We start from the raw sequence: 26026 nt of genomic DNA, 5'->3' as shown, positions 1-26026 counted from the left end.
CCCATGCGCCCGGCGAGGTCCGTGGCACGACATCCGCTTCATTGCGCTTCATGAACGAGCCCCAGGCATCCGTCAAGGCGCGCCCTTTATCTGCTCATGCGGATTTACCACGCCGGCCATCAGCAGCGCCTCGTGCAAGGTGCCGAAAATGCAGCGCTCCTCGACGATCGGCGTGATCCCATGCCGGTCCATGTCGGCACGCAGATAGCGGTTCACGCGCGCGAAGATCACGTCGATGCCGCTGCGCTTGAGCGACGCACACAACTCGCCCACCGAACGCGCTGCCGAATAGTCGAGATCGGTGATCGCGCTCGCATCGACGACGAACCAGCGCACCGCGCTCGGCGCATGCCCGATCAGGCCGCTGACGTCCTCGACGAAAAAGTGGTCGTTCGCGTAGAACAGATCGGCGCCGAAGCGATAGACGATCAGGCCCGGCGCGGTCTCGCTGCCGGGCACAGCCGGCACCGGCACCCATAGCCCGTCGCCGTTGGGCGCGAGCATCATCGTGTGCGGACGGTAGCTATGGCGCACGTGACGCAGCAGCGACAAGGCGACCGCGACCAGAATGCCGTGCTCGACGCCGATCAGCACGACGGCCGCCGCCGTGAACACCGCGAGCGCGAATTCGCCGGGACTCTCGCGGCGAATCGCGGACAGCGCCGACAGATTGACGAGCCCGACCGCGATCGTAAACACGATGCTCGCGAGAATGCAGTGCGGCAGATATTGCAGATAGCGGCTGAAAAACAGCAGCACCACCACGACCACGGCCGCGAAGACGAGCTGCGCGAACTGGCTGCGCGTGCCCGCGCGATCGGCCATCGCGGTCTGCGTCGGACTGCCGTTGACGACGAACGCGCCCGAGAACGCCGCCACCGCATTGGCGGCCGCGATGCCGAGCAGGTCGGCGTTGGTGTCGACGGTTTCGTGATAACGCTCGGCGAACACGCGGCTCGCGGCGGCGCTCTGCGCGACGATCATCACGAAGCAGGACGCCGCCACCGGCAGCAGATCGAGCATCTGCTGCCACGTCACCGACGGCACGCGCAGCGGCGGCAAGCCGCCCGCCACGGGTCCGAGAATCGAGATGCCGTGCGCCGCGAAACCGAATACGTCGCTCGCCGCAATGCCCGCCACGACCGCGATCAACGGCACCGGCAGACGCGGCCAGAAGCGTTTGCAGAACAGGATCGTGGCGGCCACGAGCAGCGAAATCGCCAGCGTCGCGGGATGAATCTGCGCGGCTTCGCGCACGACCAGCAGCAACTGGTCGACGCTGCTCGCGGCATGTCCCGGCACGCCGAGCATGTCGCCGAGCATCGCAATGCCGACCTGCACGCCGACCCCGGCGAGAAAGCCGACCAGCACGGTACGCGAGAGGAAATCGGCGAGAAAGCCGAGCTTGAAGATGCGCGCGATGAGCAACAGCGCCGCGGTCAGCAAGGCGACCATCGCCGCAAGCGCCGCGTATTCCGCGCTCGAAGCGGGCGCCATGGTCGAGAGGCGGCTCGCGAAAATGGTTGCGGTGGCGGAATCGGCGGCAACGACGAGATGCCGCGAGGCGCCGAAAAACGCAAACGCGAGGAGCGGCAGGAAAGCGGTGTAAAGCCCGGCGACGGCCGGCATGCCGGCGATGCGCGCATAGCCGAGCACCTGCGGAATATCCATCGACGCAAGCTGCACGCCGGCCAGCGCATCGCGCGCCGCCGCGGCGCGGCTCAACGGAAGAACGCCCTTCAGTACGCTCACGCGCACCGTCATTATTTTTTGCAGAAATTCTTGCATACGCGATACTGCCCCTAAACAAAGCTTATCGCGCATCGTGCCCTGAACCGGCACGCAAAGACAAGACCTGACGAATGATCGAGCAGGTGGCCGGGAAGCCGGAAACAGGAAAGCAGAACGAAAGAAAGCCAGCTTCCGCCGCTAGCGAAGCTGACGACAACCTAACCAGGAACGAAGCGCTTCACGGTTCTTCACGGCTCGCGCGCGAACCGAACCGGCCCGAAGATTTAACGTTTGAATTGCCCTGTCTGCGGGTCCACATGGCGTGCAAAACCGAACAACGCAGCGATGCAGAAAGGACAGGCGATCAGAAAGACGGCCAACATCACGGTCACCCCGTAACAACTTGTTACCGGAGAGTTTAAGGGTTTTGTCCGCGAATTAAATGAGGGAAAACCGCAAAGCACTGTTGCGCACTATTACAACGGTCTTAAAGGGAGTGATCGCGAGACCCGCTGAAAACACCGGGTCTCGTCACGAGGTCTTCCTCGAATCCGGCGCGGGCCCCACCGACGCACGCATCGTCACGCTGACCGGAAACTCGCGGAAAATTTCCCAGGTGGTGCGATAGCACGCGTTGATGAGCCAGCGCACCGCGTTGCGCGTCAACTCGGCGGTCGGAATATGCACCGACGTGAGCCCCGGCGCTGCATAGGGGGCCGAGTAATCGTCGTCGTAGCCGATCACGGAGATATCGTTCGGCACCGAAATGCCCGCCTCGTAAAAACGCGCGAGCACGCTCACCGCCATCGTGTCGTTTGCGCAGAACAGGCCCGTCACGCGCCGCTTCGTATCGAGCAGCTTCTGCGCGGCCGCATAACCGCCTTCGGGCGAGAAGTCCGATTCGATCAGCGTGACGTCCTCGCGCGCAATGCCGGCGCGCGCGAGTTCGGCGAAAAAGCCGTCGATCCGCATCACGTTGTCCGACGCGCTAGCCGGCCCGGCAATCACGCCGATCTCGCGATGGCCGAAATCGAGTAGCGTGCGCGCCGCGAGTTCGCCGCCGCGCCGGTGGTCCGCGCAGAACGACGCATCCGGCAACTGCTCGAACGCGCGATTGAGGAACACCATCTTCGGGTGCATCCGATGCAGCATGATGAGGTCTTCGTCATGCAGGTCGTGGCTGATCACGACCACGCCGTCGCAATCGCGGCCGATCAGAAAGCGCACCGCCTCGATCGCCTGCTCGCGCGGCGATCCCTCGCCGCAACCAGTCGCGACCACTACGTGGCGATGCACCGCGCGCAGTTCGGTATCGGTCTGCTTCAGGATCGTGCCGTAGTAGGAACCGAAAAACGTCGGCACGAAAATACCGATGATGCCGAGCTGCCGCGTCGCCATCGCCCGGCCGATCGACGACGGGCGGAAGTTCAGCGTCTCGATGGCCGCTTTCACGCGCGCGGCGGCTTCGGCTGAAACCGGTCCTTTGCCGGAAATGGCTCGTGAGGCGGTCGACATGCCCACGCCGGCCAGTTCCGCGACATCCTTGAGTGTAGCCACGCGGTTCTCCATCAAGCCTTGTTTCGACGAGCCGCCATGCGCGTTCGCGATGCGGCGTGAGAGAGGCGCGCCGCCCGCTTCGTCGAACAGCGGGACAGGCACGGCGTCGAACGAAAACGCCACGGTATCGACTACCGCTAGCGGCGTTCTGGTCTGATCGATCGACGCGATCTGCTCGCCATGATAGGCGGGCAGAATGACGCGATGATTGCTCCGTGGCTCCATTGGTGAAATTTTTGTGCGCTCGGTGCTCATGGCCGGATATAGCGCATAGGGATCGCCGAGCGGCACAGGCGCGCTCGAGACCATCGTACGCACGAACACGATGGCCAGCGGCATCGGCCGCAATCGGGGTTTGTCGGGAGTTTGACTGGCGCGCGTCGGGAAGACACGCGAGACATGGGTAGCAAAAAGATGAGCGATGCGCGAAGACACCGCCTGTGTGTCAGGTAACGGCGCATTCCGCGCCGTTGGCAGTGAGCGTATTTCGTATTGCCGTGGCCGGACGCCGCTGCCCGAAAGAACAGTACGCGTCGTGTTGCGGCAGAACGCACTACCGCAACACGACATCCACAACCCGCGACGAACCTATCCAGCCAATGACGCGTGACCTTGCCCGATGGCCGCCATATTCTTCTTGCGCTCCGTCAACCGGTTCGACACGCCGGTGACTCCGCGCACCGAGCGTGCCGCGTTGCCCGCGCGCGAGATCTGCCAGCTTTCGGGCACGGTCCCCGTGAGCGTGACGACACCGCGACGCGCCCTGATGCGAATCCCCGAATCGTCGAGATCCGGTACGCGCCTGAGGGCGCGGCGCACGTCGAGAATGATCGCGTCGTCCGACCTGCGCCCGGGCGGCGAGGCCGAGACCGTCATCATGTGCGCGGCCTCGCCGGCCGGCGCGCTCATGACCTCACCGGCATTCGCATAGCTCGCGCAACTTGCGATGAGCGCGACCAGCGCCGCGCCGATCATACTGCTCGTCCCGTTCGTGTTCATGCGGCTCCTCTCAGGTGCTTTCAGGTTGGCGGCGCAAGAACACACGCATCGCGCCGGCATGTTGTTTCAAAGTGCTTCGCACATCTTACGCAACTTCGTCGATGTGCAAATACACGTTTTGGTGAACAACCGTGACCGGCGGCAGCGCTGAAGCAAGCGGAAAAAACCGCGTGGAATGGCCGGGTTCGGCCGACGCTACTTCGAGATCTTCTCCAGTTCGAGCCCATTCGTACGCGGTCCCATCAAACCGATCGCGAGCATCACGATCAGCATCGCCCCAGCGATGAACACGAACACGCCCGTCGTGCCGAAGTAGCGCAACACCGCCGCGATCAGAAAGGCCGTGAAAATCGCGGAAAAACGGCTCCACGAATATACGAAGCCCACCGCGCGCGCCCGGATGCTGGTCGGAAACAGCTCCGACTGATACGCATGATAGCTGTACGAAATGATGTTGCCCGCGAGCGTCAGGCACACGCCGAGGCTCACGAGCAGCACCGCGCCCGATGCCTGGCTGAACCACAAGCCGCACACGATGTTCACGCCGGCCATCACGACGATCACGGTCTTGCGCTCGAAACGGTCGCCGATAAAGAGGCCGATCACGGGCCCGAGCGGCGCCGCCAGCGCGATCACGCTCGAATACATGAGACTCGTCGTGATCGTGATGCCCTGCTTGATCAGCAAGGTCGGCACCCAGTTTGCGAAGCCGTAGAAGCCGACCGTCTGGAAGATGTTGAAGATCGTCATCATCAGCGTGCGGCTGCGATACGGCGGCACCCACATATCGCGGAAGCTGCCGCGCGGCGCGACCGGCACCGGCGGCGCGGGCGGCGGCAACTCGCGGCCGTATTCGCGGCGCACGGCCGCTTCGAGCGCGCTCATCACGCGCTCCGCCTCGGCGAGGCGTCCCTGCTGCGCGAGCCAGCGCGGACTTTCCGGCAAGGCGCGGCGAATCCACCAGACGAACAGCGCGCCGTGCGCACCGATCAGCGCGACCCAGCGCCAGCCGTCGAGACCGAACAGCGTGCGCGGCACCAGCAGGAACGAGAGAAACGCGACCACCGGCACGGCCGTGAAGCCGACCGCCTGCTCGCAGGCGAATGCGCGGCCGCGAATCTGCTTGGGTACGAGTTCGGAGATGTATGTGCCGATCGTCACGAGTTCGACGCCGATGCCCACACCGGCCACGAAGCGCCAGAAATTGAGGCCCGTCGCGGTGTCCTGGAACGCCATCACGACATTGGCCACCGTGTACCACAGCAGCGAATACGTGAACACGGCGCGGCGCCCGAAGCGATCCGCGAGAAAACCGCATGCGATCGTGCCGATAAACAGCCCGCTGAACAGCGCCGCGATAAAGCTCGCGACGCCGGTCGAGCCGAACAGGCCATGCGTGGTCGCGCTCAGGATTCCACTTTTGACGAGACCCGGCGCGACATAGCCGGAATACAGCAGATCGTAAAGCTCGAAGAAGAAGCCGAGGCTCAGCAGCACCACGAGCTTCCAGATCGAGCGCGTGGCGGGCAGCCGGTCGAGGCGCGCGGAAATGCTGCCGGCGTCGAGCGGCGCGGCATGGTTTGCGTCGTCCGCCTGAGGCGCGATGCGCTCGGCGGCGCTGCCGGCATGCGCCGCGTTGCCGTCGCTGCGCGCGACGGACCCCGCTTGATCGGGGGATGTCATGTTGTATGTCTCCAGGTGTTGCGACTGTCATGACGGCCGCCTGTCCGGCAAGACAACGGGGCTTGCCTAGACCGCGTTGGGACCGCTTCGCTGCCGGCCCTGCGTTCTGTCGCGCGTCGCACGCACCTCGATACGGCCTAGCCGGAGCCCGGCCTGCATTCTAGCCGTGCGCGCGCTTCAATTGTTCGAAGCTCGTGATTTTTCCGGCCAACGCGCTGGCCGCAACCGTGTAGGGGCTCGCCAGCCACACCTCGCCCGGCCCCGAACGGCCCGGGAAATTGCGGTTGATCGCGCTGATCGTCACGTCGCCCGCATGCGCCGATTGTCCCGGCCCGCAGTTCGCGCACGAGCCGCAACCGGGCATCACGAGCGTCACGCCCGCGCGTTCGAACACCGGCAGATAGCCCTGTTCCTCGCAATACGCGCGTACCGCCATCGTGCCGAATTGCAGATAGAGCCGCGTGCCCTCAGGCACGCGCATGCCGTGCTGCACACCCCAACGTAGCACGTCGTGATAGAAATCGAAGTCCTCGCGCTTGCCCGCGGTACACGAACCGCCGTACGCGATATCGATTGCGACGTCTTCGCCCAGTTGCCGCGCGGGCACGCCATTGCCGGGGTCGCCGGGACGCGCGAGCATCGGCTCGATGCGGCTCGCGTCGATGCGGATCGTGTCGCGATAGGTCGCGCCCGCGTCGCTTTTCATCCAGCTTTCCAGTACGAAATCGATGCCGCGGCGTTCCTTCAGGAACGCGACCGTGCGCTCGTCCGGCTCGACGATGCCGGTAAAGCCGCCCAGTTCCGCGACCATATTGGTCAGCGTCGCGCGTTCGTCGATCGACATCGCGCGCACGGCCGCGCCGCCGTATTCGAACACGAGGCCGATCGCGCCGCCCGAGCGGATCGCGTCCCTATGCAGCAGATGCAGCACGACGTCCTTGGCGGTCACGCCATCGCGCAAATGGCCGTCGATCTCGATGCGCAGCGTTTCCGGCACCTTGCAGCGCACGTAGCCCGTCACCCAGCTATTGGCGATTTCCGTCGCCCCCGCGCCGAACGCGAGGCAACCGAGCGCGCCCGAATGCGGCGTGTGCGAATCGGTACCGCACGCGACCTGCCCCGGCAACGCGTATTGCTCGGCCATCAGCGCATGACAGATGCCCTCGGAGCCGGGCGCGCCATCGAACCTGTCATCAAGCGAGCCGTGCGAGCGCACCGGATAGTCTCGCGAGAACGAGGTGTGCCCTGCCATCAGATTCGCGACGCCAGGCAACAGGCCATCGCGCACGTGCGGAATGCTTTGCGGCGCGAGCACGAGGTGATCCTGGAACGCGATGATGTGATCGGGCGCGTGGAGCGGCGCGGGCTTACCGAACGCACGATGCATCAGATGCGCGCACATGCCGGTGAAGTAGTCGTGGCTGAAGCGCCAGTCGGCCGCGATGAATACGCCGTCGCCACGCCGCGCGCTGGCCGTGCCCGGATGCAGATGACGGTCGATGATTTTCTCGGCCAGCGTCTTCGGTTCGGCGCTTGTCTCTTCGCTTTCCTCATCGTTTGCCGCCCCGCTCGCGGCGCTGCTGCCGCGCTGGCCCGGCGCGGGCCAGTCCGCGAATCTGCTGTATGCGAGCAGGCCGCCGCTGCGAATGATCTGCTGCGTGAGCGCGTCGCGTCCCTTGAGAAATTCGTCGATCGCAATCGACTCGCCCGCGAGCAGCCGGTCGAGCACCGAGAAATCGGTCGTGGTCAGAATACCGATGTTGTCGCAATTCTGCTGATAGATGCGCTCGAAGCTCTCCGCGACGATAAGCCGGATACCCGCCGACAACTCCGCGAGCGGACTCGACTCGCGCGACGACCCCTTGCCGTAGCGCTTGCCCGTCACGGTAACCTGGAAGCCGCCGTCCTTCACCGCGTTGCGGCCGATCGGCAGACGCTCGCCCGCCTTGAAGCCGACGTAGGGGTATTGGCCGAGGCGCTCGTCGTACGTGAGCATGACGGTGACGGGCGTGATCTCGTCGGTGGAGACGTTGTCGCGCAACGGGCCGGCGCTCGCGCGCGTGAAATTCCGGCCGGCAAGCTGCGCATCGATCACCGACGGATTTTGCGACAGGTACAACACGCGGCCGTCCAGACGAATCGTATCGTTCATGAATGCATTCTCCTTGCGCTCACTATACGGCGCGCAAGGTCGATGCCGAAGTGCCGGTGTAGCAACGCTGCCGTCTCGTTTCGCGAGGGCTCGGCGGCGTGCCGCCTCAGCGGGACGTATCCTGCTCGCGCCATGCCCTTTTCTGATCGAATAGCTTGCCGACCGCGATCCGGGTAGCCTTCCACCACGCAAACGGACGCGGGTCGGCGAGCATGCTCAGCGCCCGGGCGTAATCGAGCGTCAGACCTGGCGTCCAGGCCATCGTGACCGCACGTTTGCGGATCTGCGCCGCCACCCAGAGTTCCGGCGTGACGAGTACGCGAAGGAACGCGCCCCAGCCCGTGCGATCGCCGCGCAACCGGCCCACTGCCCCGTCCAGTGCCGCTTCGAGCGCGTACGAAACGCTGCTCGAACAATTCCGGTGGGTGAGGTTGTAATTGGTATCGCGCCGGTAGCTTTCCCAAAACGTTTGAAGTTTAGCCGCATCGTAATTTCGAATCCGCACGCGAACGGTCGAAGGACACCATGCCTTCGATTCGGTCGCATAGTCGGGCTGAAACAGGCCGGGGACGTCGTTCTCAGCGCTGGCCCGCAGGATACGGCCGAACTCGTCAGGTGAACGATCGATTTCGACACCGGGGTAGAGACTGATGTAGATACCTTCGGGCGATTCGAGTGCCGCGTGGCCGGTCGAGATCACGCCATTGGCGTCGACCGCGGCGATATAGCGGTCAATCACCGGATGACGCTGCGCCGGCGCCCGCGATGATCCTGAGGGGGTCCAGACATGAACCGTCAGGGCGCGCTCCTCATCCTCGGGCGGCCCATCCCACTCGGTGCGATCGAAAACGCGGCTGTCCGCGTTCGCATCGACATCGGGCAGTAGCGCGGAGCGCTGCGAACGACGCAGTGCGGGATTGCTGGCAAGGCGCCGCACACGGAATGCCAGCGAGATCATGTTCAATCCGCCGAAGAACAGGAACAGGCTCAAGGCATACGGCAAAGTGCCAACGTAATGAGTCGGATAGGGCTGGTAGAAGAAAACGGCAATGAGAATTTCAACCACGCCCCACGAAAATGCGATCTTCCAGCGGCGATAGCGGACAACCCAGCCCGCTATGCATTGCAGAAGTCCATCGACGAGAAAGAGCGTGCCGAAGATCATCGACAGAATGAAATTTCCGTGATGATGCCCGGCAAAGATCAGTCCGGCCGCTCCTACGACGGCAAAGCCCTTGACGTACCGTAGCGCTCGCTGTCCGCCCACGCCGGTCCAGGCGACCGCGAGCGTTGCGAGCCCTTCCGCCAGAAACAGCCACGCGAAAAAGATAATCGGAAACTGGTGCACACCGAGAATCACGTCGATAAAGATGGCCAGGCCCGCAATGATCCAGATCGACCCGATCAGGAAAATCATGCGGGCACGTCTGCGCAGATACGCCACACCAAGAAGGAGTAGTACCAGCCTCACCATAGCTATTCCGTGTTCCTTTTCGATACAAGGTTCAACGCAAGCGTATAGCGCAGTCACGTTGGCCGACACTATTGTAGTGAACATAAAGGAATACGACTTTCGAAATATTCACTCAATATTCCAAAATGAATAGACATGGCTATCGGTCTGTCAGTGGATCGCCATATGCGAATCGCACGTCAAAACCCATCATTTTCATAGCGACGATTTAGACGAGGTCTCCCCCGTGCCACCACTGCGCCGACGGCCGCCTGACCAGGCCTGATCGCCGAGAAACGCGACCAATGCCGCCGCGCTCGCACTCAATTGCTCGCGTGCCCTGAAGATCATGATGAGATGGCGCTCGGCCCACGCATTGCTTAATGCCAGCAGCCGCACGTCGAGCGTATTCACGTAGAGCAGGCCGACCGGCTCCGGCACGATCGCAATGCCGAGACCCGCGTGGACCATCCGGCACAGCGCGTCGAGACTGCTCACGCGAATCCGCACGTCGAGTTGCCGGCTCGCATTCGCCGCCTGCTGCGTCAGCAGACGTGTCAACGCGCTTTCGCTGCGCAGGCCGACGAAGCTGTCGTGCAGCAGATCGTCGAACGCCACGCGCGACGCGCTCGCAAGCCGATGAGCGCCGGGCACCAGCACCGCGAGCCGATCCTGCCGATACGGCGCCTGCTCGAACGCTTCGCTGCCCGCGACCGGATTACAGATGCCGAAGTCCGCGCCGTGTTCGTCGACAATACGCAGGACGTCCGCGCTGTTTTCCTCTTCGAGTTCGATCGACACGTCGGGAAACGCGCGGCCGAATGCGGCAACGTCTTCGGGCAAAAACTGCACGATCGACGAAAGATTCGCCACCACGCGCACGCGCCCTTTCGCACCCGATGAAAAGCGCGACAACTCGGCGCTCATCTGTTCGATATTGCCGATGATCGCCAGCGCGTAGCGCAGCACGGTCTCGCCGACCGGCGTCACGGTAATGCCGCGTGACTGCCGTTGAATGACCGGCAGACCGATCACGGCCTCGATCTCCGCAATGCGCCTGCTCACCGCCGACGACGCGATGAATTCGCGCTCTGCCGCGCGCGCGATGTTGCGCTCCTGGCAGACGGCGACGAACAGGCGCAGCGAAGTGAGGTCGAGTTTCTTGAGCAGGTTTTCCATGGGACGTGGCGCGGCTTTCGAGTGCCGCGAAGAAACGCTGGAATCGTGGCCCTTATCGTCTCATGGAGTGCGTCGTCGCGCCATGGCCGTCATAGCGCGTCGTGAAAGATGATGCCTACCGTGTGCCGGTGTCCCGAACGCAGACGGCTCACACCATGACGCAAATTCACGCGATACGGGCCGCGCGCGCCTTGCACGGGCCGGCTGTTGACGGTGAACACCACTGCATCGCCCTGGGCGAGCGGCACGACTTCGGCACGCGACTGCATGCGCGGACGCTGCTCCGTCATCACGAACTCCCCGCCGGTAAAGTCGCGCCCCGGTTCCGACAAGAGGATCGCAACCTGCAGCGGAAACACGTGTTCGCCGTATAGGTCCTGATGCAGGCAGTTGTAATCGCCCTCGCCGTATTGCAGGATCAGCGGCGTCGGACGCACCTGGCCCGCGTCATGGCAACGTCGAATGAAATCGGCGTGCTGCGGCGAATAACGCACGTCGATACCCATCGCCTGGTTCCAGCGGTTCGCGACCGGCACGAGATGCGGATAGATCGCGCCGCGCAATTCGCCGATGATGTGCGGCAGCGGATAGGCGAAGTACTTGTATTCGCCGCGGCCAAAACCATGACGGCCCATCACGATACGGCTGCGATAAAGACCGTCGCGCGAATAAAGCGCCGCGAGCGCATCGCACTCGTGCGCCGTGACGAGTTGCGGCACGGCCGCGCAGCCGTATTGATCGAGGTCCAGCTCGATCCGGCGCCAGTCGAGTGTGTCGACGCGCCGGTCGATGGTGGGCGCGGATGCGGTGGCGAGGAGCGCCGTGGGGTGTGAAGTCGTCATCGAGGTGGCGTGAAGGGAATCGATAACGTCAGTGTACGAGTACGACTGCACGAAAACACTCCGGGTCTTGCGCTCATATTCGGCGACCCTGCACGCGCCGACGATTCACGCTACGCTGTCGGAATTCGCCGCGCCCGCATTCCGCGAACTTCACGGCACTTCTTCCCTTCAAGGACCGCAATGAAACAGCAGTTCACCATCGATTTCGTCTCCGATATCGCCTGCCCGTGGTGTGCGATCGGCCTGTCGTCGCTGCAGCTTGCGCTCGCGCGTCTGCACGATCGCGTCGACGCGCGAATCGCCGTGCATCCGTTCGAACTGAATCCGCAGATGGGACCTGACGGCGAAGACATCGTCGAATATCTCGGCAAAAAATATGGGCGCACGCCCGCGCAGATCGCCGAAACGCAGGCGATGATCCGCGAACGCGGCGCGAGCGTCGGCTTCGATTTCGGTCCGCGCACGCGCACTTACAACACGTTCGATGCGCACCGTCTGCTGCATTGGGCCGGCATCCGGGGCGAGCAGTTGCCGCTCAAGCTCGCGCTGCTGCGCGCCTATCATGCCGACGGCAAGAACCCCGGCAATCATGACGTGCTGATCGAAGCGGCGCGGTCGGTGGGACTCGATGCCGAAGAAGCGCGCGAAGTTCTGACGAGCGGCGCGTATGCCGACGAGGTGCGCGAAGAAGAGAAGAACAATCAGCAGATGGGCATTCAATCGGTACCATCGATCATCTTCAACGGTCGCTATCTGGTGACGGGCGGGCAGCCGGTGGAGCAGTTCGTGCAGGTGATCGAGGAGATCGTCGCGAAGGGCGAGGCGTCATTGAGCTGACGGCATACGCTGAAAACCAGACGATCCCGGCTGCCATCGACAACGCAGCCGACAGCAACAGGCCGCCGCGCATGCCGTCGGCAATCGAATGCTGTAGCGCGAGCATGCTCCCCGAAATGGCGACGCCGAGCACCGCGCCCGTTTGACGCGCGGCATTGAGCACCGCCGCCGCGATACCGGAGCGATCGATCTCGACCGATGCCATGAGGGTCGCCGTGGTGGCGGGGGTAATCAGGCTCGCGGCAAGACCGATCGCGGGCAAGGCGAACGCGAATGGCGCATCGGAAAAGCAGGAGACGATCGCCCACAAACCGGTAAAGCCGAGCGCCGCGAGCATGCACGCACCGGCCACGAGACGCCTCGGTCCCAGCCAGGCCACGGCGCGTTTCGACACGAGGCTGCCGATCGGCACGACGATCGTGAGCGGCAGGAAGGCCAGCCCCGTCCGCATCGGCGAGTAGTCGAGCTGATGCTGGAAGTACAGGCTGAGGTCGAATATCAGGCCATAGAACGTAAAAGCCGAAACCACGGAAACGAAAATCGCGCAGGAAAAGCCCGCATGGCGAAACAGGCCGAAAGGCAAAACCGGCTGCGCACTCTTCATTTCAATTGCGACGAACATGCAGCCCGCGAGCAGTGTTGCCGCGATGCCCACGACAATGGGCGGCGCGGACCATCCCTCTGCGGGCAAACGGATGACCGTGATGTTGAGCAGCGCTAGCGTCGCGATTGCGGCGATCTGCCCGGCGATATCGAAACGATGCGCGGCACCGCCCGGCTCTCTCGCCGGCATCGCCACCCTGAACGCCAACGCGATGCCGGCAAGGCACACGGGAACGTTCAGCAAAAAAATGCTGCGCCAGCCGACCAGTCCGATCACCACACCGCCGATCAGTGGCCCTGCCGCCATCGCGAGGCCCCCGAGTCCGGCCCATACGCCGAATGCGGCCGCGCGCTCGCGAGGATGCGGGCACGCGCGATTGATGAGTGCAAGCGAAGCGGGCACCAGCAGTGCTGCCCCGACACCTTGCACAATGCGCGCGCCGATCAGCATTGCAAGGCCGGACGCCGCGCCGCACAACGCCGAAGCCACGGTAAAAATCGCGAGACCGGCAATATACACGTTGCGCTCGCCGAGCCGGTCGCCGAGCGTGCCGCCCGACAACAGCAGACTCGCGAAGGTCAGCGTATAAGCATTGACGACCCATTGCAGCCCGCTCATGCCGGTCGCAAGACTCGCCGATATCGGCGCCAATGCGACGTTCACGATCGACGTATCGAGGATCACGACGACATAGCTGAGGCTCGTTGCAAGCAGCACGGTCCGTTGCCGTATTCGAGCGTTCATCGGGCGAGTCCCCCTTGAAAACATGGCTGGTATCGCTTCAGTATCGGGGATCGAGGGGCCGCGATGCTTCGATGCGCGTCGAAGTATCCGGGCACGAGTTTGGGCTACGCTATCGGTCAATGCTCAGGAGACGAAGATGGACGTTCAACCGAAAATCGCGGCGACGGCGTTCCTGATCGCCGATGCGGCCCGCGCGGCCATGCTGATGACACTGGCCGATGGCCGCGCGCTGCCCGCCGGCGAGCTGGCCTACGCGGCCGGCGTCACGGCGCAAACCGCGAGCAGCCACCTCGCCAGGCTGCTGGACGGTGGCCTCATCACGGTCGAAAAAGAGGGACGCCACCGCTACTATCGACTCGCGGATACGCAGGTGGCGTCGCTACTCGAAAACCTCGCGGCAATCGGCGCCACAGCACCGGCGCGCCGCAAACCGCGTGGCCGCGATGCGCGGCAATTGCGTTTCGCGCGATGCTGTTACGACCATCTTGCCGGTCAGGTCGGCGTGGCGATCACGCAGCAGTTGATGCAGCGCGATCTTCTCGCGCCCGGCGAAGACAAGCGTTTGGAAGTTACGCAAGCCGGCGCGCGGTGGTTCGGTGAACTCGGTATCGACGTCGCAGCACTGCGACCGGGCAAGCACGGCATCGCACGCCAATGCCTCGACTGGACCGAGCGGCAACACCATCTCGCCAGCCCGCTCGGCGTCAGGTTCATGTCGATGCTGTGCGAGAACGGCTGGTTGCGGCGCGCGTCTTCATCGCGGGCGGTGCAGGTTACACCGCTGGGCCGGACGGCGCTGTATGAGAAATTGGGCGTAACAGTGGATGACCTGGGCGAAGATACGGACGATCAGAGGAAGTAAGTTTGCGTGGCATGCGGCTGCGGGCTGCCGGCGCGAGGTGCATGCGGCATCCCCCACCGCATGCGCCCTACCCGCTCTTACAGATAGCTGCAAACGTAGTCGAGCGTTTCGATCACCTCGATATCGAAACGGCTCTTGCCCGGCACCGAAAACGATTCGCCCTCGCCATAGGCCTTCCATTCGTCGCTGCCGTCGAGGCGAATACGGCATTTGCCCGCTTGCACTTCCATGAGTTCCGGCGCGTCGGTGCCGAAGTTCAGCATGCAGGGCAGGATCACGCCGAGCGTCTTGCGCGTGCCGTCGGCAAACAGAACCGTGTGCGAAACGCACTTGCCGTCGAAATAGACGTTGGCTCGTTTGACAACGGAAACCTGATCGAATTGTGTTGCAGCCGTCATGGCGGTCTTCCTCTGGATCATCGTGAATGGATGCGCGGCCTCCGGGCGGCCAGCGCGCGCGGCATCCGTGCAGGCCGCTCGCGCGGCGTTCGAATGCGGGCGCGAGTCCGCCATCATACATGGCTATTCACGGCGATTGGCAGCGTTCGGCGGCGGTAATCGCCGGTGTACCTGGCAACCGGACAAGTGTCGTCAAACGACATTGCCGCAAGAAAGGCTGCGATCTTCGAGGTCGAATGTCCGGCGCGCTATTCGGAAGTCGAGATTGCCGGACTGCGCGGACATGGCGGAGTAAGGGTGTCCGCATAGGTCATCAGCGAAATGCGCGCACCGCTCGCGACTATATCGCACGTCCTGTCTTGTCTCATTGCGTGCCCCGGCAGGCAGAAAGAACATTGATCCCCTGCTGGCGTTATACCGTAGCAGGACGTGAAAAGCATCCCCGGGGTTTCTCCCGATCCGCTCTTTCCCACGGCGACACAGCTTATTATGCACGCATGAGAATTTAACAATTCACTCGGTATTGATTGAAGAAAATCCTGTCTGCGTATCCAATCCTTAATTAAAATTTCTCAAATCTGTATTACACTCGACCGGACTTTTTTTCCATAGTGCGGCTTGTATCGGGGTATAGCCGGAAAGAAGCGTGGAAAGAACATAACCGCACAGGCCAATGCGGTTTGCAGGGTCGGATTTTTCATGGGTGAAAAATCCCAGCGAGGTTGCCAATAATCGCTATACGCGCTATCACAAAAGCCATCGACTTATGCAAAGCACCTATAACCTGTGGCTCGTCGCCATTTCCTTACTCATTGCGACGCTCGCCTCTTACACCGCACTCGATCTCGCCGATCGCATTTCGCTGCTCGCCTATGCGAGAAGACGCCAGATATGGCTCGCCGGCGGCGCGTTGGCAATGGGTGCCGGAATCTGGTCGATGCATTTCATCGGCATGCTTTCTTTCTCGCTCAGCATTCCGATTGGCTACGATTTCAGAATAACGATCTACTCGTTCGCCATCGCGGTACTAGTGTCGTGGTTCGCATTGCAGACCGTCACGCGCAAACGCCTCGGCATATTCCGCCTGTTCGCGGGCGGTGTGCTCATGGGTTTAGGCATCGCCAGCATGCATTACGTCGGCATGGCCGCGATGTTGATGTCTCCCGCGATTCACTACCACCCCGTTCTTTTCATCGCGTCGATCGCGATTGCGATTGCCGCGTCCACAGTAGCGCTCTGGAGCGCCTATACGCTGCGCACCGCGGAGCGGCGGCACGTAACGGCCAAACGCATCGGCACGGCACTGGTCATGGGCGTGGCGATTGCCGGCATGCACTACACCGGCATGGCCGCGGCGGATTTCGCCGCCGGCTCGATCTGCGGCGCGGCGGGCGGCGTCAGGCCCGAATGGCTCGTAACCGCGGTCACACTGGCGGCAATCGTGATCCTCGCCGTCACGCTGATAGTTTTTCACCTCGACGCGCGCGCCAAGTTTCTCGACGATTCGGTTGCGCAACTCGACGATCACGTCGAACGCATTCGAGGCACGACGCGCTAATGAGCGGTTGCCGCCATGCAGCGTTTAAACCGCTTCCGGCACCCGGCGCGTTTTCAGGAATGCTTCGAGTGTTTCGCCGCGCATGCTCGCGTACATGCCGAGGTTCGTGATCTTCACGACACGCGCGAACTTCTCCAGCACGAAGAAGCACACACCATAGCGAATCAGGCCGATCCAGTCCGTGTTGTCGACGAGCGCGCGCTCTTGCGGCGTCAGAGCCGCCGCATCGTAAGCGGCCGCGCGGTTTTCGAGCCACAGCGCACGCGCGGGCGCCTCGCGCATCTGCCAGAAGAAACGGTTCAGACGCATCGCCTTCATGCTCTGGCGAATGTCGAACGGATACGTGCCGGTCAATGCCTCGACACCGATCAGTTGCGGATTCATTGCCCCACCTCTTCTTCATAAATCGTCACGGCCATTGCGGTACTGGTGGCAAGATAGTAGTTGCGATGCAGTTCGCGGACCTTCGAACCGAGCGCGCCGCGCATCGCGAGCCACATGATCGTCTCGACGCTTTCCGCGCCGCCAAGACGCACGTAGTCGACGTGCTTCATCGCGGCAAGACGCTCGGGATCGCTGACGATCAGGTCGAGAAATTCCATGTCCCATTCGGTGTTGTTAAAGCCGCTGCGCTCGCCGTGTACCTGGTGAGACAGGCCGCCCGTGCCGACCACCACGACCTTGAGGTCCTGCTTGAACGATTCGATCGCGCGACGCAGCGCCTGGCCGAGCCGGTAGCAACGATTCGCGGTCGGCAACGGATATTGCAGCACGTTCACTTCGAACGGCACCAGCGAGAGCGGCCAGCCGCCTTGATGCGGCAACATCAGCGAGAGCGGCGAATTGCAGCCATGATCGAGCGGGCGGTCCTGGAAGATCGTCAGATCGAATTCGTCGTTGACCATCTGCTCGGCGATATGAATCGCGAGATCGGGATGGCCCGCGATATCCGGCAAGGGACGCTTGCCCGCGCCTTCATCCGCGAATTCGTGATTGGCCGACACGCCCAGTGCGAAAGTCGGATAGCAGTCGAAGAAGAAGCTGTTGGCGTGATCGTTGTAGAACATCACCATCACGTCGGGCTTGCGCTCGTCGAGCCATTGCGCCACCGGCTCATAACCTTTGAAAAGCGGCGCCCACGCCGGGTCGTTCTGCTTGCCCTTGTCGTACGCCAGGCCGATTGTCGGCACGTGCGACGTGCCGATGCCACCAATGATCCTTGCCATATTCGCTCTCTTCCGTCACTTCGTGCCGCGTGTCGATCGGATAGGTCGCCGTCTGTATCGCCCGTCTGCACCGCAATACCCAACGCGACCGTCTTGGGATACAAAGATAGGAATTGTGCCGCGAGACAGGAAGTACGGGTAAACCTCATTCTGCGCCGGAATCATGGCCCGAAACCGTGCAAATGCGTGCCGGGCAAACCGGCGGACATCGCCGCAAGCCGCGCCGCGCATGGCTTCGCCGGTATTCCAAGGCCACGCTGAGAACTTCGTATTTCTCCCTCATGGCGCCGCATGCGATAAATAAAACAGATGCTCGGGAAAAGAACTCGCAAAGCACTTTTTAAAGCTTGGTGCGGTGTGATACGCGTGGCTATACTTCGGAGCTTCCGACGAGTCAGACACCCATGAACGAGACGACCCAGCCAGCGATTGTCCAGACGTTACGCGGGAAGATATTCCCGGGCGAAGCATCGCCGGGTCGGCGTCTCGCGGAAGCACGGCTCGCGCAGCGGCTCGGTATATCGCGCACGCCGCTGCATCATGTGCGGACGATCTGATGACGGGCGCGGCATGACGAACGACAACGCATCGACGGAACACGGCCCCGCTTCGGCCAAAGCGCCGTTGCCGGCGGGCGGCAAAGACCTGCTCAATCTCGCGCAGTTGCGCGCCTTCAGACTCGTCGCCGAAATGGGCAGCGCAACGCGCGCGGCGGCCGCGTTGTTTCGCGCTCAGTCCGCGGTCACGCGTTCCGTGCAGGAACTCGAATCGGCACTCGGCGAACCGCTTTTCGATCGCGGCCCATCGGGCATGCTGCCGACGCCGGTCGGCCGCGCGGTGCTGCATCGCTGCGAGCGCATCTTCGCCGAACTGGAAGAACTCGCGCAATGGTGTGCCGCGCGTCAGACGCGCCGCCGGCCCGTTGCGGAAGGCGCGCTGCCCGCTTATCTGCTCAACACGCGGCGCCTGCAACTGCTGGTGGCGCTCGCGCGGCACCGGCATATGCCGAGTGCCGCGAAAACGTTCGGCATCAGTCAACCCGCGGTAAGCACTGCGATTCGCGTGCTCGAAAGCGGCTCGGGTCTGAGTCTTTTTCATCGCAGCCCGCGCGGCATTCTGCTCACGACCGAAGGCGAAACGTTTCTGCTGCACGTGCGGCGCGCACTGAACGAATTGCGCCACGTGCCCGACGATATCGCCGCGTTGCACGGCAAGATTCAGGGTGCGGTGACGGTCGGTGCGTTGCCGCTCGGACGCACGCTGATTCTTCCCAAGGCGATTGCGCGCATGTCCTCGGAAAATCCGGGCGTGCGCGTCGTGACCGACGAAAGCTCGTACGAGACATTGGTGGCCGGTCTGCGCGCGGGCGACATCGACTTTATTCTCGGCGCGCTGCGCGACAACGATGCGACGAGCGGCCTGAAAAACGAGCGGTTGATGTCGGACGACATGGTGATACTGGTGCGGCGAGATCATCCGCTCACCCAGGCGCGCAACCTGACCATCATGGACTTGCGCGACGCGCAGTGGATTCTGCCGCGCAGCAACGCACCCGCGCGCGCATTGTTCGAAACGCAATTCAAGCGCCTGAAAGTCAAGCCGCCGCTACCGACAGTCGAGACCGCCGACTTTGCGGTAATTCGCGGGCTACTGCTCGGCACCGACATGGCCGCGGCACTCTCGGCGCAGCAACTGCATCACGAGATTCAATCAGGACAACTCGTGGCACTCGACGTGCCGCTGTACAACACGCGGCGCAATATCGGCCTGACGCTGCGCGCGGCGGGTACGCCCTCGCCGGCCGCGCGTGCGTTGATCGATGCAATCCGCCTGTCGGTGGTCGACGTGACGCGCACGGTCAGTATCGGTGCGAACTAGCGGTGCGATTTTCAGCCCCTGGACTCTCGCCCCCTGTCCGGCAGGCTATCGAAAAACGCGCGCCAATCGAACAGAGTCGGCAACGTTCCGTATTCGATATCATCCGCTTCTCCGAAGCCGATGAATGCAACGTACTTGAGTTCGTTCATTGCCCCCTTTGTCTCCCAGGTTGCTTTCCAGGCCACGCAAAGTTCTCTCAATGTTTTTGTAAGCCAGAAATCATTGTGGAAGTAAAAAGCAAATGGCAAACTCAGTAAAAATAAAGCACAACCGCATCACGCAAGGCGGCAATTCCCCGACAATATAGGGCACGCCGGCCTCGCCTGGCCAGGCCGTGCCTCAACGACGCCCGGAGAAAATACAATGAATAAACGCGAATTCCTGACCCGCACAGCAGTACTAGGCGCGGCAGCCACGCCCGCATTCGGCGCACAGCGCGAATACAGCGCTCGCTGCGCCCCCTCGCCAGTTATCCTGACGATATCCGGTTCGATCAAACGCAGCAATCGCGGCGCACTCGACCCGTCATTCGATCAGTTGCTGGCCAAGCATCAGATCAGGTTTCCGGAAGCCTATGGCATCGATCTGCCTTTGCTCGCCAGCATGAAGCAAGTGACGATTCGCCCCACCATCGAATACGATTCGCATCAGCATACGTTTAGCGGCCCATTGCTCACCGAGGTACTCGCTCACGTCGGCGCGCCCGATGCCGGCAGCACGCAAATCGTGATGCACGCGGTCGACGGTTACGCCGTGATGACGACACTCGACACGGTGCGTGCGTATCGCTTCATTCTCGCGACGCAGATGGACGGCAAGCCGCTGCCGCTCGGTGGCCTAGGACCGCTATGGGCGATCTTCGACGCGGACCATCTTCCCGAACTGGCCACCAAACCGCTCAAGGACCGCTTCGAGTTGTCGCCGTGGGGGCTTTTTATCACATCCAGGTGACGCAGGCATAAAGACGGCTTACGGTGCCGCCTGACGGAAATCAGCGCGCTTCCTCGCGAAGCGCGGCACCGAATCGTTCGACACACGCCTGCCGCACGCGCTCGACCGATACCGCCCAATCCTCTCCGGGCGCCCGGCGAAACAGACGCAACGATTGGGGATACCACGGCGAATCGTCGCGCTCGTGCATCCAGCGCCAGTCGACATCGCGTTCCGGCAGCATCACCCAGCACGGCTTGCCGAGCGAGGCGGCCAGATGCGCGATCGACGTATCGACGCAAATCACGAGATCGAGCTGCGCGACGATCGCCGCGCTGTCCGCGAAATCCTTCACGTCAGCGCCAAGGTCGAGCAGCGGTTGAGCCGCGGGTGGATGGCGCGCTTCGTCTTCTCCCTGCCCTTTCTGCAGACTCACGAAACGCAGGCCCGGTACGCTCCAGAGCGGCGCGAGCGTGGCGAGCGACGGAATCGAGCGATTCGCGTCATTATGATGCTTCGCGTTGCCTTTCCAGACGAGACCGATCCTGGGCCCCGGCGGCAGTGCGTCCAATGCGGAACGCCATGACTCGACGAGCGCTGGATCGGTCCTGAATCGTAGCGGCGCGGGAATCGTCTCGACAGTCGTGCGGAAATGCAGCGGCGCGCTCAGAAGACTGGTCCAGCAGTCGTAGCCCGATATTTGCGCGAGTGCGCTGCTGTGATCGAACACGGCATCGATACCATCGACATCCGCCATCAGCCGATGCAGCGCCGGCACGCACGCAAACGCGATATGCGCGGCCCCTTGCGCTTTCAGCAACGAAAAATAGCGGCTGAATTGCAGCACGTCGCCAAGACCGTCCTCCTGCCAAACCAGCACCGACTTGCCCGCCAGCGTGTCGCCCGTCCATTGCGGACACCTGAGCATCTCGCGCGTCTTGCGGTGAATGAAACCGGGCTGCTCATAACGGTCCTCGTAGAGTGGCCAGGCTTCGTCGAAGCGGCCCATGCCGAGCAGCACCACGGCAAGACCGAAACGCGCTTCGCTATAACAGGCCTGCAAGGCCAGCGCCGCGCGATACTCGCTCTCGGCCTCGGAGAACCGTCTCAGCTGCGCGAGTGCAGCCGCGAGATTCGCATGCGCCGGCGCCAGTTGCGGAGATAGAGCGAGCGCGCGCCGGAATACCTCGATTGCCTCGGCGAAACGTTCCCGCACGCGCAGCACGCAACCGAGGTTGTTATGCGCATGCACGAGGTCCGGTTGCCAGCGAATCGCGTCACGATAGGCCTGTTCGGCCTGCCCGAAACGCTCCTGCCTGAACAGCGCAATGCCGAGGTTGTAATGCGCCTCCGCATAGTTCTCGCGATGAGCAATCGCTGCGCGATAAGCCTCTTCCGCTGCAGGTACTCGCTCGAGGTCGACCAGTACCGAGCCGAGATTCAGATGCGCCTCCGCGTAATCGGGCCGGATAGCGAGTGCAAGCCGGCAAGCCAGCTCGGCCTCCGCGAGCCGTTGCGTTGCCTTCAGCACGCCCCCCAGGTTGTTGAGCGCTTCCGGATACTGCGGCCTGAGCGTCAGCGCCTCGCGATACGCCGCGTCCGCCTCCGCGAGACGCCCGAGTTCCAGCAGCACGTTGCCGAGGTTGTTGTGCAATTCCGCATGACCGCGCAGTCCGCACAGCGCATGCCGATAAGCCACTTCGGCTTCATGCGGGCGGCGCAGTTCGCTCAGCACGATACCGAGGCCGTAATGTGCTTCGGCGTGATCGGGGCGAATCGTCAATGCCTTGCGATACGACGCCTGCGCTTCGTCCCTGTAGCCGAGCCCGTGCAGCACGCTGCCCAGTTGACAATGCGCATCCGCGTCGAGCGGACACCGCGCCACTAGTTGCAGATACATCGCTTTCGCGGCGGAGAGGCGGCCGAGCGATCGGAGCAGCGCGCCGAGACTCGCATACACGGCGACGTAATCGGGCTTCAGATGCAAACATTGGCGCCAGTAGTTCTCCGCGTCCGCGACCTGGCCCGACATGAACGAACACGCGCCGGCAATGTTCAGCACATCGGCACGCCGATCGTTCGGCAAGCTCGCATCGTCGAGCAGCGGCAAGACGAGCCGCGAGGCGTCGGCGTACTGTTCGGCCGAGCACGACGAAGCGGCGCGCTGGATGATGTCGGCGAGGGAAGGGGCAAGCGTCGGCATGGACGTCATGAGTCGTGGCGATAAATATTGCGCTGTTTCCGCGGGATGTCGGCAATGCGATCCGACAGATTAAGTGATTCGCCACTGTTCCAGCGCGTCGAAATGAATGGCCTTTTGCCGTCTAATCCGCTGCTATACCTGTCATCACGAAAGAAAAGATCGCGCGGCGATGATAGAATCGGCGCGGTCTTTTTCCCGATCATCATGACTTCACGCTCCCGTCACCGCATGACCGCATGGCTTGGCCTCGTCGCCATGTGGCTTGTCGTGTTCGCGCCGCTCGTGAGTCAATTGGTCGCATCGGGCCGCGCGGACGAGCCTGTTGCCGCGCTCTGTTCCGCGCTGCATCCGTCCGGCGCGAGCGATGCGGGCAATGCGCTCGTGGCTCAAACGAGTCCCGCGCCCGTGCATTTGAGCCACGACGATGCATTCGGCGCCTGCGGCTACTGTCATCTGCTCGAACATCACGTGGCGATGCCGACGGTTGCCGTCGCCGAACTTCCGGCCGCCCTGCCGCTTGCCGGCACCGCGCCGCCCACGCTGTCCATCCGCTTCATACCGCTTGGCGCGTTCCCGTCGGGACGCCCACGAGCCCCGCCTGTCGTTTCCTGATCGCTGCCGGTTCTGATCGCGCGTTCGTCGCCTACGCCGACGACGCCCGCGCTCGCCTGTTCAATGCACCGAGGAAACGTTCATGTTCGACTTCGCCCTGCGAAGGCTGCCCCTTTGCGTCCGCCGCGACGCGGGCTTTGCTTCTTCCGCTTATCGCGCGGTTCATCGCGCCGCTTGCCGGTCCGCTCGCGGGGCGAGTCATGGGCCAGCTTGTTGGCCTGCTTATTCGTCCGCTTGTTGGTCCACTTGTCGGTCCGCTTATTGGCCGCTCCTCGCTTCGGCACTCGTGCCGGCCCTCGTCGCCTCGCCCGCGCAAGCGGACGACGCCAAACCGGACGCGACGCTGCCCACGGTCAGCGTCAGCGCCAGTACGAGCGCCGCACCGCGCGCCGTCGATCCCAATCTGCCCGCTTCCGTCGAAACCGTCACGCGCAATCAGTTCGCCAACTGGAACGTCGCCAATACCGAAGACGTGCTCAAGTACATGCCGAATCTGGCCGTGCGCAAGCGCTTTATCGGCGACCTGAATTCGATCATCGCGGTGCGCGGCACGAGCAATACGCAAAGTGCGCGCGGCCTCGTCTATGCAGACGGTTTGATGCTGAGCAATCTGCTCGGCAATAGTTATTCGTTTCCGCCGCGCTGGTCGATGGTGTTTCCCGACGAGATCCAGCAGGTCGACGTGATCTACGGGCCGTTTTCCGCGCTCTATCCGGGCAATTCGCTGGGCGCGACCGTGCTCATCAGCACGCGCATGCCGAAGCAGTTCGAGGCCGATGCGGACGTCAAGGCGTTTACGCAGCACTTCAGCCTGTACGGCGTCAACCAGAATTTCAACGGCACGGAAGCGAGCGCGTCGATCGGCGACCGCATCGGCAAGTTCTCGTATCTGCTCGGCGTGAATCATCTCGAGAACACGAGCCAGCCGCTGCAATTCGCGACGCTCGCGCAATCGGGCACACCCGCGAAAGCGGGCGATACGCCCGTCACCGGCGCGTACTTCTACAACAACCAGACCAATACGCCGACGGCCGTACTCGGCGTCAACGGCGAGGGCATCGAGCACACGGTGCAGGACCAGTTCAAGCTGAAGATGCAGTACGACTTCACGCCGACGCTGCAAGGCGGCTTCACGCTCGGCTACTGGCATCAGACCTACGACAGCCAGACCTCGACCTTCCTGCGCGACGCGAACGGTAATCCTGTGTACAGCGGCAACGTGTCGATCAACGGCTATCACTACACGATTCCCGCGGCCGCCTTTGCACCGAGTCTCGGTCACAGCGAAAACTGGCTATACGGTCTGTCGCTGAAAACCCGCAACGCAGCCGGCTGGAATGGCGAAGCGATCGCCTCGTATTACGACATCGGCAATAGCGTGGCGCGCACGGCGAATGCCGGCGGCCCCGGCAATGGTCCCGGCAATGGTCCCGGCACGGTACTGTTCGGCGACGGCACGGGCTGGAAAACACTCGATCTGCGCGGCACGTACACACCGTTCACGAACGAGGCGGGACTCGGCAATCACGCGCTGAGTTTCGGCTATCACTACGACAACTACTTTCTCGACAACCAGAGCTACAACACGCTGAACTGGCGCGACGGCAACGCGGCGTCATTCGCCAACGCCTTCACGGGCAAAACGCAGACGCAGGCGCTCTACGCGCAGGACGCATGGCGTTTTCTGCCGCGCTGGAAGCTCGTCTACGGCGTGCGCTATGAAGACTGGCAAGCCTACGACGGCACGCAATCGCTGCCGGGCCAGACCGTTTCGTACGGCGAGGCGAGCCAGCGCCACTTCTCGCCGAAAGCGTCGCTGTCGTTCGACCTCAGCGACGATCTGACCTTGCGCGCCTCGATTGGCCGCGCGTACCGTTTCCCGACGGTCAGCGAACTGTTCCAGGGGCAAATCAACGGCTTCGCGATCGTCAACAACAATCCGAATCTCCAGCCCGAGGACGATCTTTCCAAAGAACTGAGTGCCGAATGGGCGCACTGGAATGGCCTATTCCGCTTCTCGCTGTTTCAGGACGACGTGAAGAACACGATCTTCAGTCAGACCGACACCACCGTGATTCCCAACGTGACGAACTTCCAGAACATCGGCAAGGTGCGCTCGCGCGGCGTCGAAACGAGCTATTCCGGCGAGGACGTGCTGGTGCACGGCCTCGATCTGCTCGCCAGCGTCGCCTATACGCAGTCGAAGATCATCGCCAATGCGCAGAACCCGGCTACCGTCGGCAAGTACTTTTATCGCATTCCGTTATGGCGCGCGGATATTGCCGCGACCTATCACTTCGATGCCCGCGCGGCGCTTACGCTCGCCGCGCGCTATTCGGGACGCCAGTACAACACGCTCACGAATACCGACACGAATCCCGACGTATTCGGCGGCACCAGCACGTACACAGTCGCGGATGCGAAGTTCACCTTCAAGCCGACCCGGCTCAGCGAAATCGGTGTGGGCGTCGACAACATCTTCGATGCGCGCTACTTCGTCTATCACCCGTATCCGGGCCGCACGTTCTATGTGGAAGCGAAGCTGCGCCTGTAGGCGGCACGCGAACCGATCGATCCA

22 protein-coding genes and 1 pseudogene are annotated in these 26026 nt (G+C 62.8%); 8 read left to right on the top strand and 15 right to left on the bottom strand.

Annotated features, from left to right (window positions below; translation table 11 throughout):
• Positions 1-72: 72 nt before the first annotated feature.
• From G3N58_RS11640 to G3N58_RS11605, 8 genes are all read right to left on the bottom strand, one after another.
• Entirely contained in the window at positions 73-1788 is a 1716-nt protein-coding gene (locus tag G3N58_RS11640; RefSeq protein WP_205192986.1) for a SulP family inorganic anion transporter, read from the bottom strand.
• Between the two features lie 474 nt (positions 1789-2262).
• On the bottom strand, positions 2263-3300 hold the full coding sequence (locus G3N58_RS11635; RefSeq protein WP_167043974.1) for a substrate-binding domain-containing protein: 1038 nt from the start codon (positions 3298-3300) through the stop codon (positions 2263-2265).
• A 576-nt stretch (positions 3301-3876) separates the two neighbouring features.
• Positions 3877-4287 carry a BON domain-containing protein gene (locus tag G3N58_RS11630; protein WP_167283096.1) on the bottom strand — a complete coding sequence of 137 codons (411 nt, stop codon included), beginning with the start codon at positions 4285-4287 and terminating at the stop codon, positions 3877-3879.
• Positions 4288-4482: 195 nt separating this feature from the next.
• Positions 4483-5970, bottom strand: coding sequence for an MFS transporter (locus tag G3N58_RS11625; RefSeq protein ID WP_167283097.1), 1488 nt, complete (start codon positions 5968-5970; stop codon positions 4483-4485).
• Positions 5971-6130: 160 nt separating this feature from the next.
• Positions 6131-8122 carry an aconitase family protein gene (locus tag G3N58_RS11620; protein WP_205999220.1) on the bottom strand — a complete coding sequence of 664 codons (1992 nt, stop codon included), beginning with the start codon at positions 8120-8122 and terminating at the stop codon, positions 6131-6133.
• 106 nt (positions 8123-8228) lie between these two features.
• On the bottom strand, positions 8229-9596 hold the full coding sequence (locus G3N58_RS11615; protein WP_205999226.1) for a DUF308 domain-containing protein: 1368 nt from the start codon (positions 9594-9596) through the stop codon (positions 8229-8231).
• Positions 9597-9791: 195 nt separating this feature from the next.
• Positions 9792-10754 carry a LysR family transcriptional regulator gene (locus tag G3N58_RS11610; protein ID WP_241017073.1) on the bottom strand — a complete coding sequence of 321 codons (963 nt, stop codon included), beginning with the start codon at positions 10752-10754 and terminating at the stop codon, positions 9792-9794.
• A gap of 89 nt (positions 10755-10843) precedes the next feature.
• Positions 10844-11596 (bottom strand): 2OG-Fe(II) oxygenase, encoded by a 753-nt coding sequence (locus tag G3N58_RS11605; RefSeq protein WP_205999219.1) that lies wholly within the window; start codon positions 11594-11596, stop codon positions 10844-10846.
• A gap of 180 nt (positions 11597-11776) precedes the next feature.
• Here G3N58_RS11605 and G3N58_RS11600 point away from each other — a divergent pair, with 180 nt between their 5' ends.
• Complete coding sequence (locus tag G3N58_RS11600) at positions 11777-12433, top strand: DsbA family oxidoreductase (RefSeq protein ID WP_205999218.1); 657 nt, start codon at positions 11777-11779, stop codon at positions 12431-12433.
• On the opposite strand, the gene G3N58_RS11595 is transcribed toward G3N58_RS11600, so the two are convergent.
• Complete coding sequence (locus G3N58_RS11595) at positions 12336-13781, bottom strand: MFS transporter (protein WP_205999217.1); 1446 nt, start codon at positions 13779-13781, stop codon at positions 12336-12338. The two genes, G3N58_RS11600 and G3N58_RS11595, sit on opposite strands and share 98 nt — an antisense overlap.
• A 136-nt stretch (positions 13782-13917) precedes the next feature.
• Between G3N58_RS11595 and G3N58_RS11590 the strand changes: the two genes are divergently transcribed.
• On the top strand, positions 13918-14643 hold the full coding sequence (locus tag G3N58_RS11590) for a winged helix-turn-helix domain-containing protein (protein ID WP_205999216.1): 726 nt from the start codon (positions 13918-13920) through the stop codon (positions 14641-14643).
• A gap of 77 nt (positions 14644-14720) precedes the next feature.
• Here the strand turns inward: G3N58_RS11590 and G3N58_RS11585 are convergent, their stop codons facing one another.
• Complete coding sequence (locus tag G3N58_RS11585) at positions 14721-15041, bottom strand: pyrimidine/purine nucleoside phosphorylase (protein WP_167043781.1); 321 nt, start codon at positions 15039-15041, stop codon at positions 14721-14723.
• 766 nt (positions 15042-15807) lie between these two features.
• On the opposite strand from G3N58_RS11585, the gene G3N58_RS11580 reads away from it, so the two are divergent.
• Positions 15808-16599: an MHYT domain-containing protein gene (locus G3N58_RS11580; RefSeq protein WP_167283111.1), complete on the top strand. Its 792-nt coding sequence runs from the start codon at positions 15808-15810 to the stop codon at positions 16597-16599.
• 24 nt (positions 16600-16623) lie between these two features.
• On the opposite strand, the gene G3N58_RS11575 is transcribed toward G3N58_RS11580, so the two are convergent.
• Both G3N58_RS11575 and G3N58_RS11570 read right to left on the bottom strand, forming a co-directional pair.
• Entirely contained in the window at positions 16624-16983 is a 360-nt protein-coding gene (locus G3N58_RS11575) for a protocatechuate 3,4-dioxygenase (RefSeq protein ID WP_167043779.1), read from the bottom strand.
• Positions 16980-17825, bottom strand: a complete 846-nt coding sequence (locus tag G3N58_RS11570) for a gallate dioxygenase (protein WP_167283112.1) — start codon at positions 17823-17825, stop codon at positions 16980-16982. The genes G3N58_RS11575 and G3N58_RS11570 overlap by 4 nt, the downstream gene beginning before the upstream one ends.
• 404 nt (positions 17826-18229) lie before the next feature.
• On the opposite strand from G3N58_RS11570, the pseudogene G3N58_RS11565 reads away from it, so the two are divergent.
• Positions 18230-18379: pseudogene (locus G3N58_RS11565) on the top strand (GntR family transcriptional regulator); the annotation flags it as partial.
• A gap of 16 nt (positions 18380-18395) precedes the next feature.
• Complete coding sequence (locus G3N58_RS11560) at positions 18396-19703, top strand: LysR family transcriptional regulator (RefSeq protein WP_167283116.1); 1308 nt, start codon at positions 18396-18398, stop codon at positions 19701-19703.
• An 11-nt stretch (positions 19704-19714) separates the two neighbouring features.
• Here G3N58_RS11560 and G3N58_RS11555 read toward each other — a convergent pair whose 3' ends face one another.
• Entirely contained in the window at positions 19715-19852 is a 138-nt protein-coding gene (locus G3N58_RS11555) for a hypothetical protein (RefSeq protein ID WP_205999215.1), read from the bottom strand.
• 214 nt (positions 19853-20066) lie between these two features.
• Between G3N58_RS11555 and G3N58_RS11550 the strand changes: the two genes are divergently transcribed.
• A complete protein-coding gene (locus G3N58_RS11550) occupies positions 20067-20654 on the top strand; it encodes a molybdopterin-dependent oxidoreductase (RefSeq protein WP_205999214.1) in 588 nt (195 codons plus the stop codon).
• Positions 20655-20694: 40 nt separating this feature from the next.
• On the opposite strand, the gene G3N58_RS11545 is transcribed toward G3N58_RS11550, so the two are convergent.
• Positions 20695-22845 (bottom strand): tetratricopeptide repeat protein, encoded by a 2151-nt coding sequence (locus tag G3N58_RS11545; protein ID WP_205999213.1) that lies wholly within the window; start codon positions 22843-22845, stop codon positions 20695-20697.
• Positions 22842-23042 carry a hypothetical protein gene (locus G3N58_RS11540; RefSeq protein WP_167043769.1) on the bottom strand — a complete coding sequence of 67 codons (201 nt, stop codon included), beginning with the start codon at positions 23040-23042 and terminating at the stop codon, positions 22842-22844. The genes G3N58_RS11545 and G3N58_RS11540 overlap by 4 nt, the downstream gene beginning before the upstream one ends.
• Here G3N58_RS11540 and G3N58_RS11535 point away from each other — a divergent pair.
• Positions 23041-23448 (top strand): DUF2946 domain-containing protein, encoded by a 408-nt coding sequence (locus tag G3N58_RS11535; RefSeq protein WP_167043768.1) that lies wholly within the window; start codon positions 23041-23043, stop codon positions 23446-23448. The genes G3N58_RS11540 and G3N58_RS11535 overlap by 2 nt on opposite strands.
• A gap of 82 nt (positions 23449-23530) precedes the next feature.
• The gene (locus G3N58_RS11530; protein WP_205999212.1) at positions 23531-26002 is read left to right on the top strand and encodes a TonB-dependent receptor; all 2472 of its coding nucleotides are present in this window, start codon (positions 23531-23533) and stop codon (positions 26000-26002) included.
• Positions 26003-26026: the final 24 nt, after the last annotated feature.

Source organism: Paraburkholderia sp. Ac-20342 (genome assembly GCF_017104985.1).
Taxonomy (GTDB): domain Bacteria; phylum Pseudomonadota; class Gammaproteobacteria; order Burkholderiales; family Burkholderiaceae; genus Paraburkholderia.
This window is presented reverse-complemented; position numbering and strand designations above follow the sequence as displayed.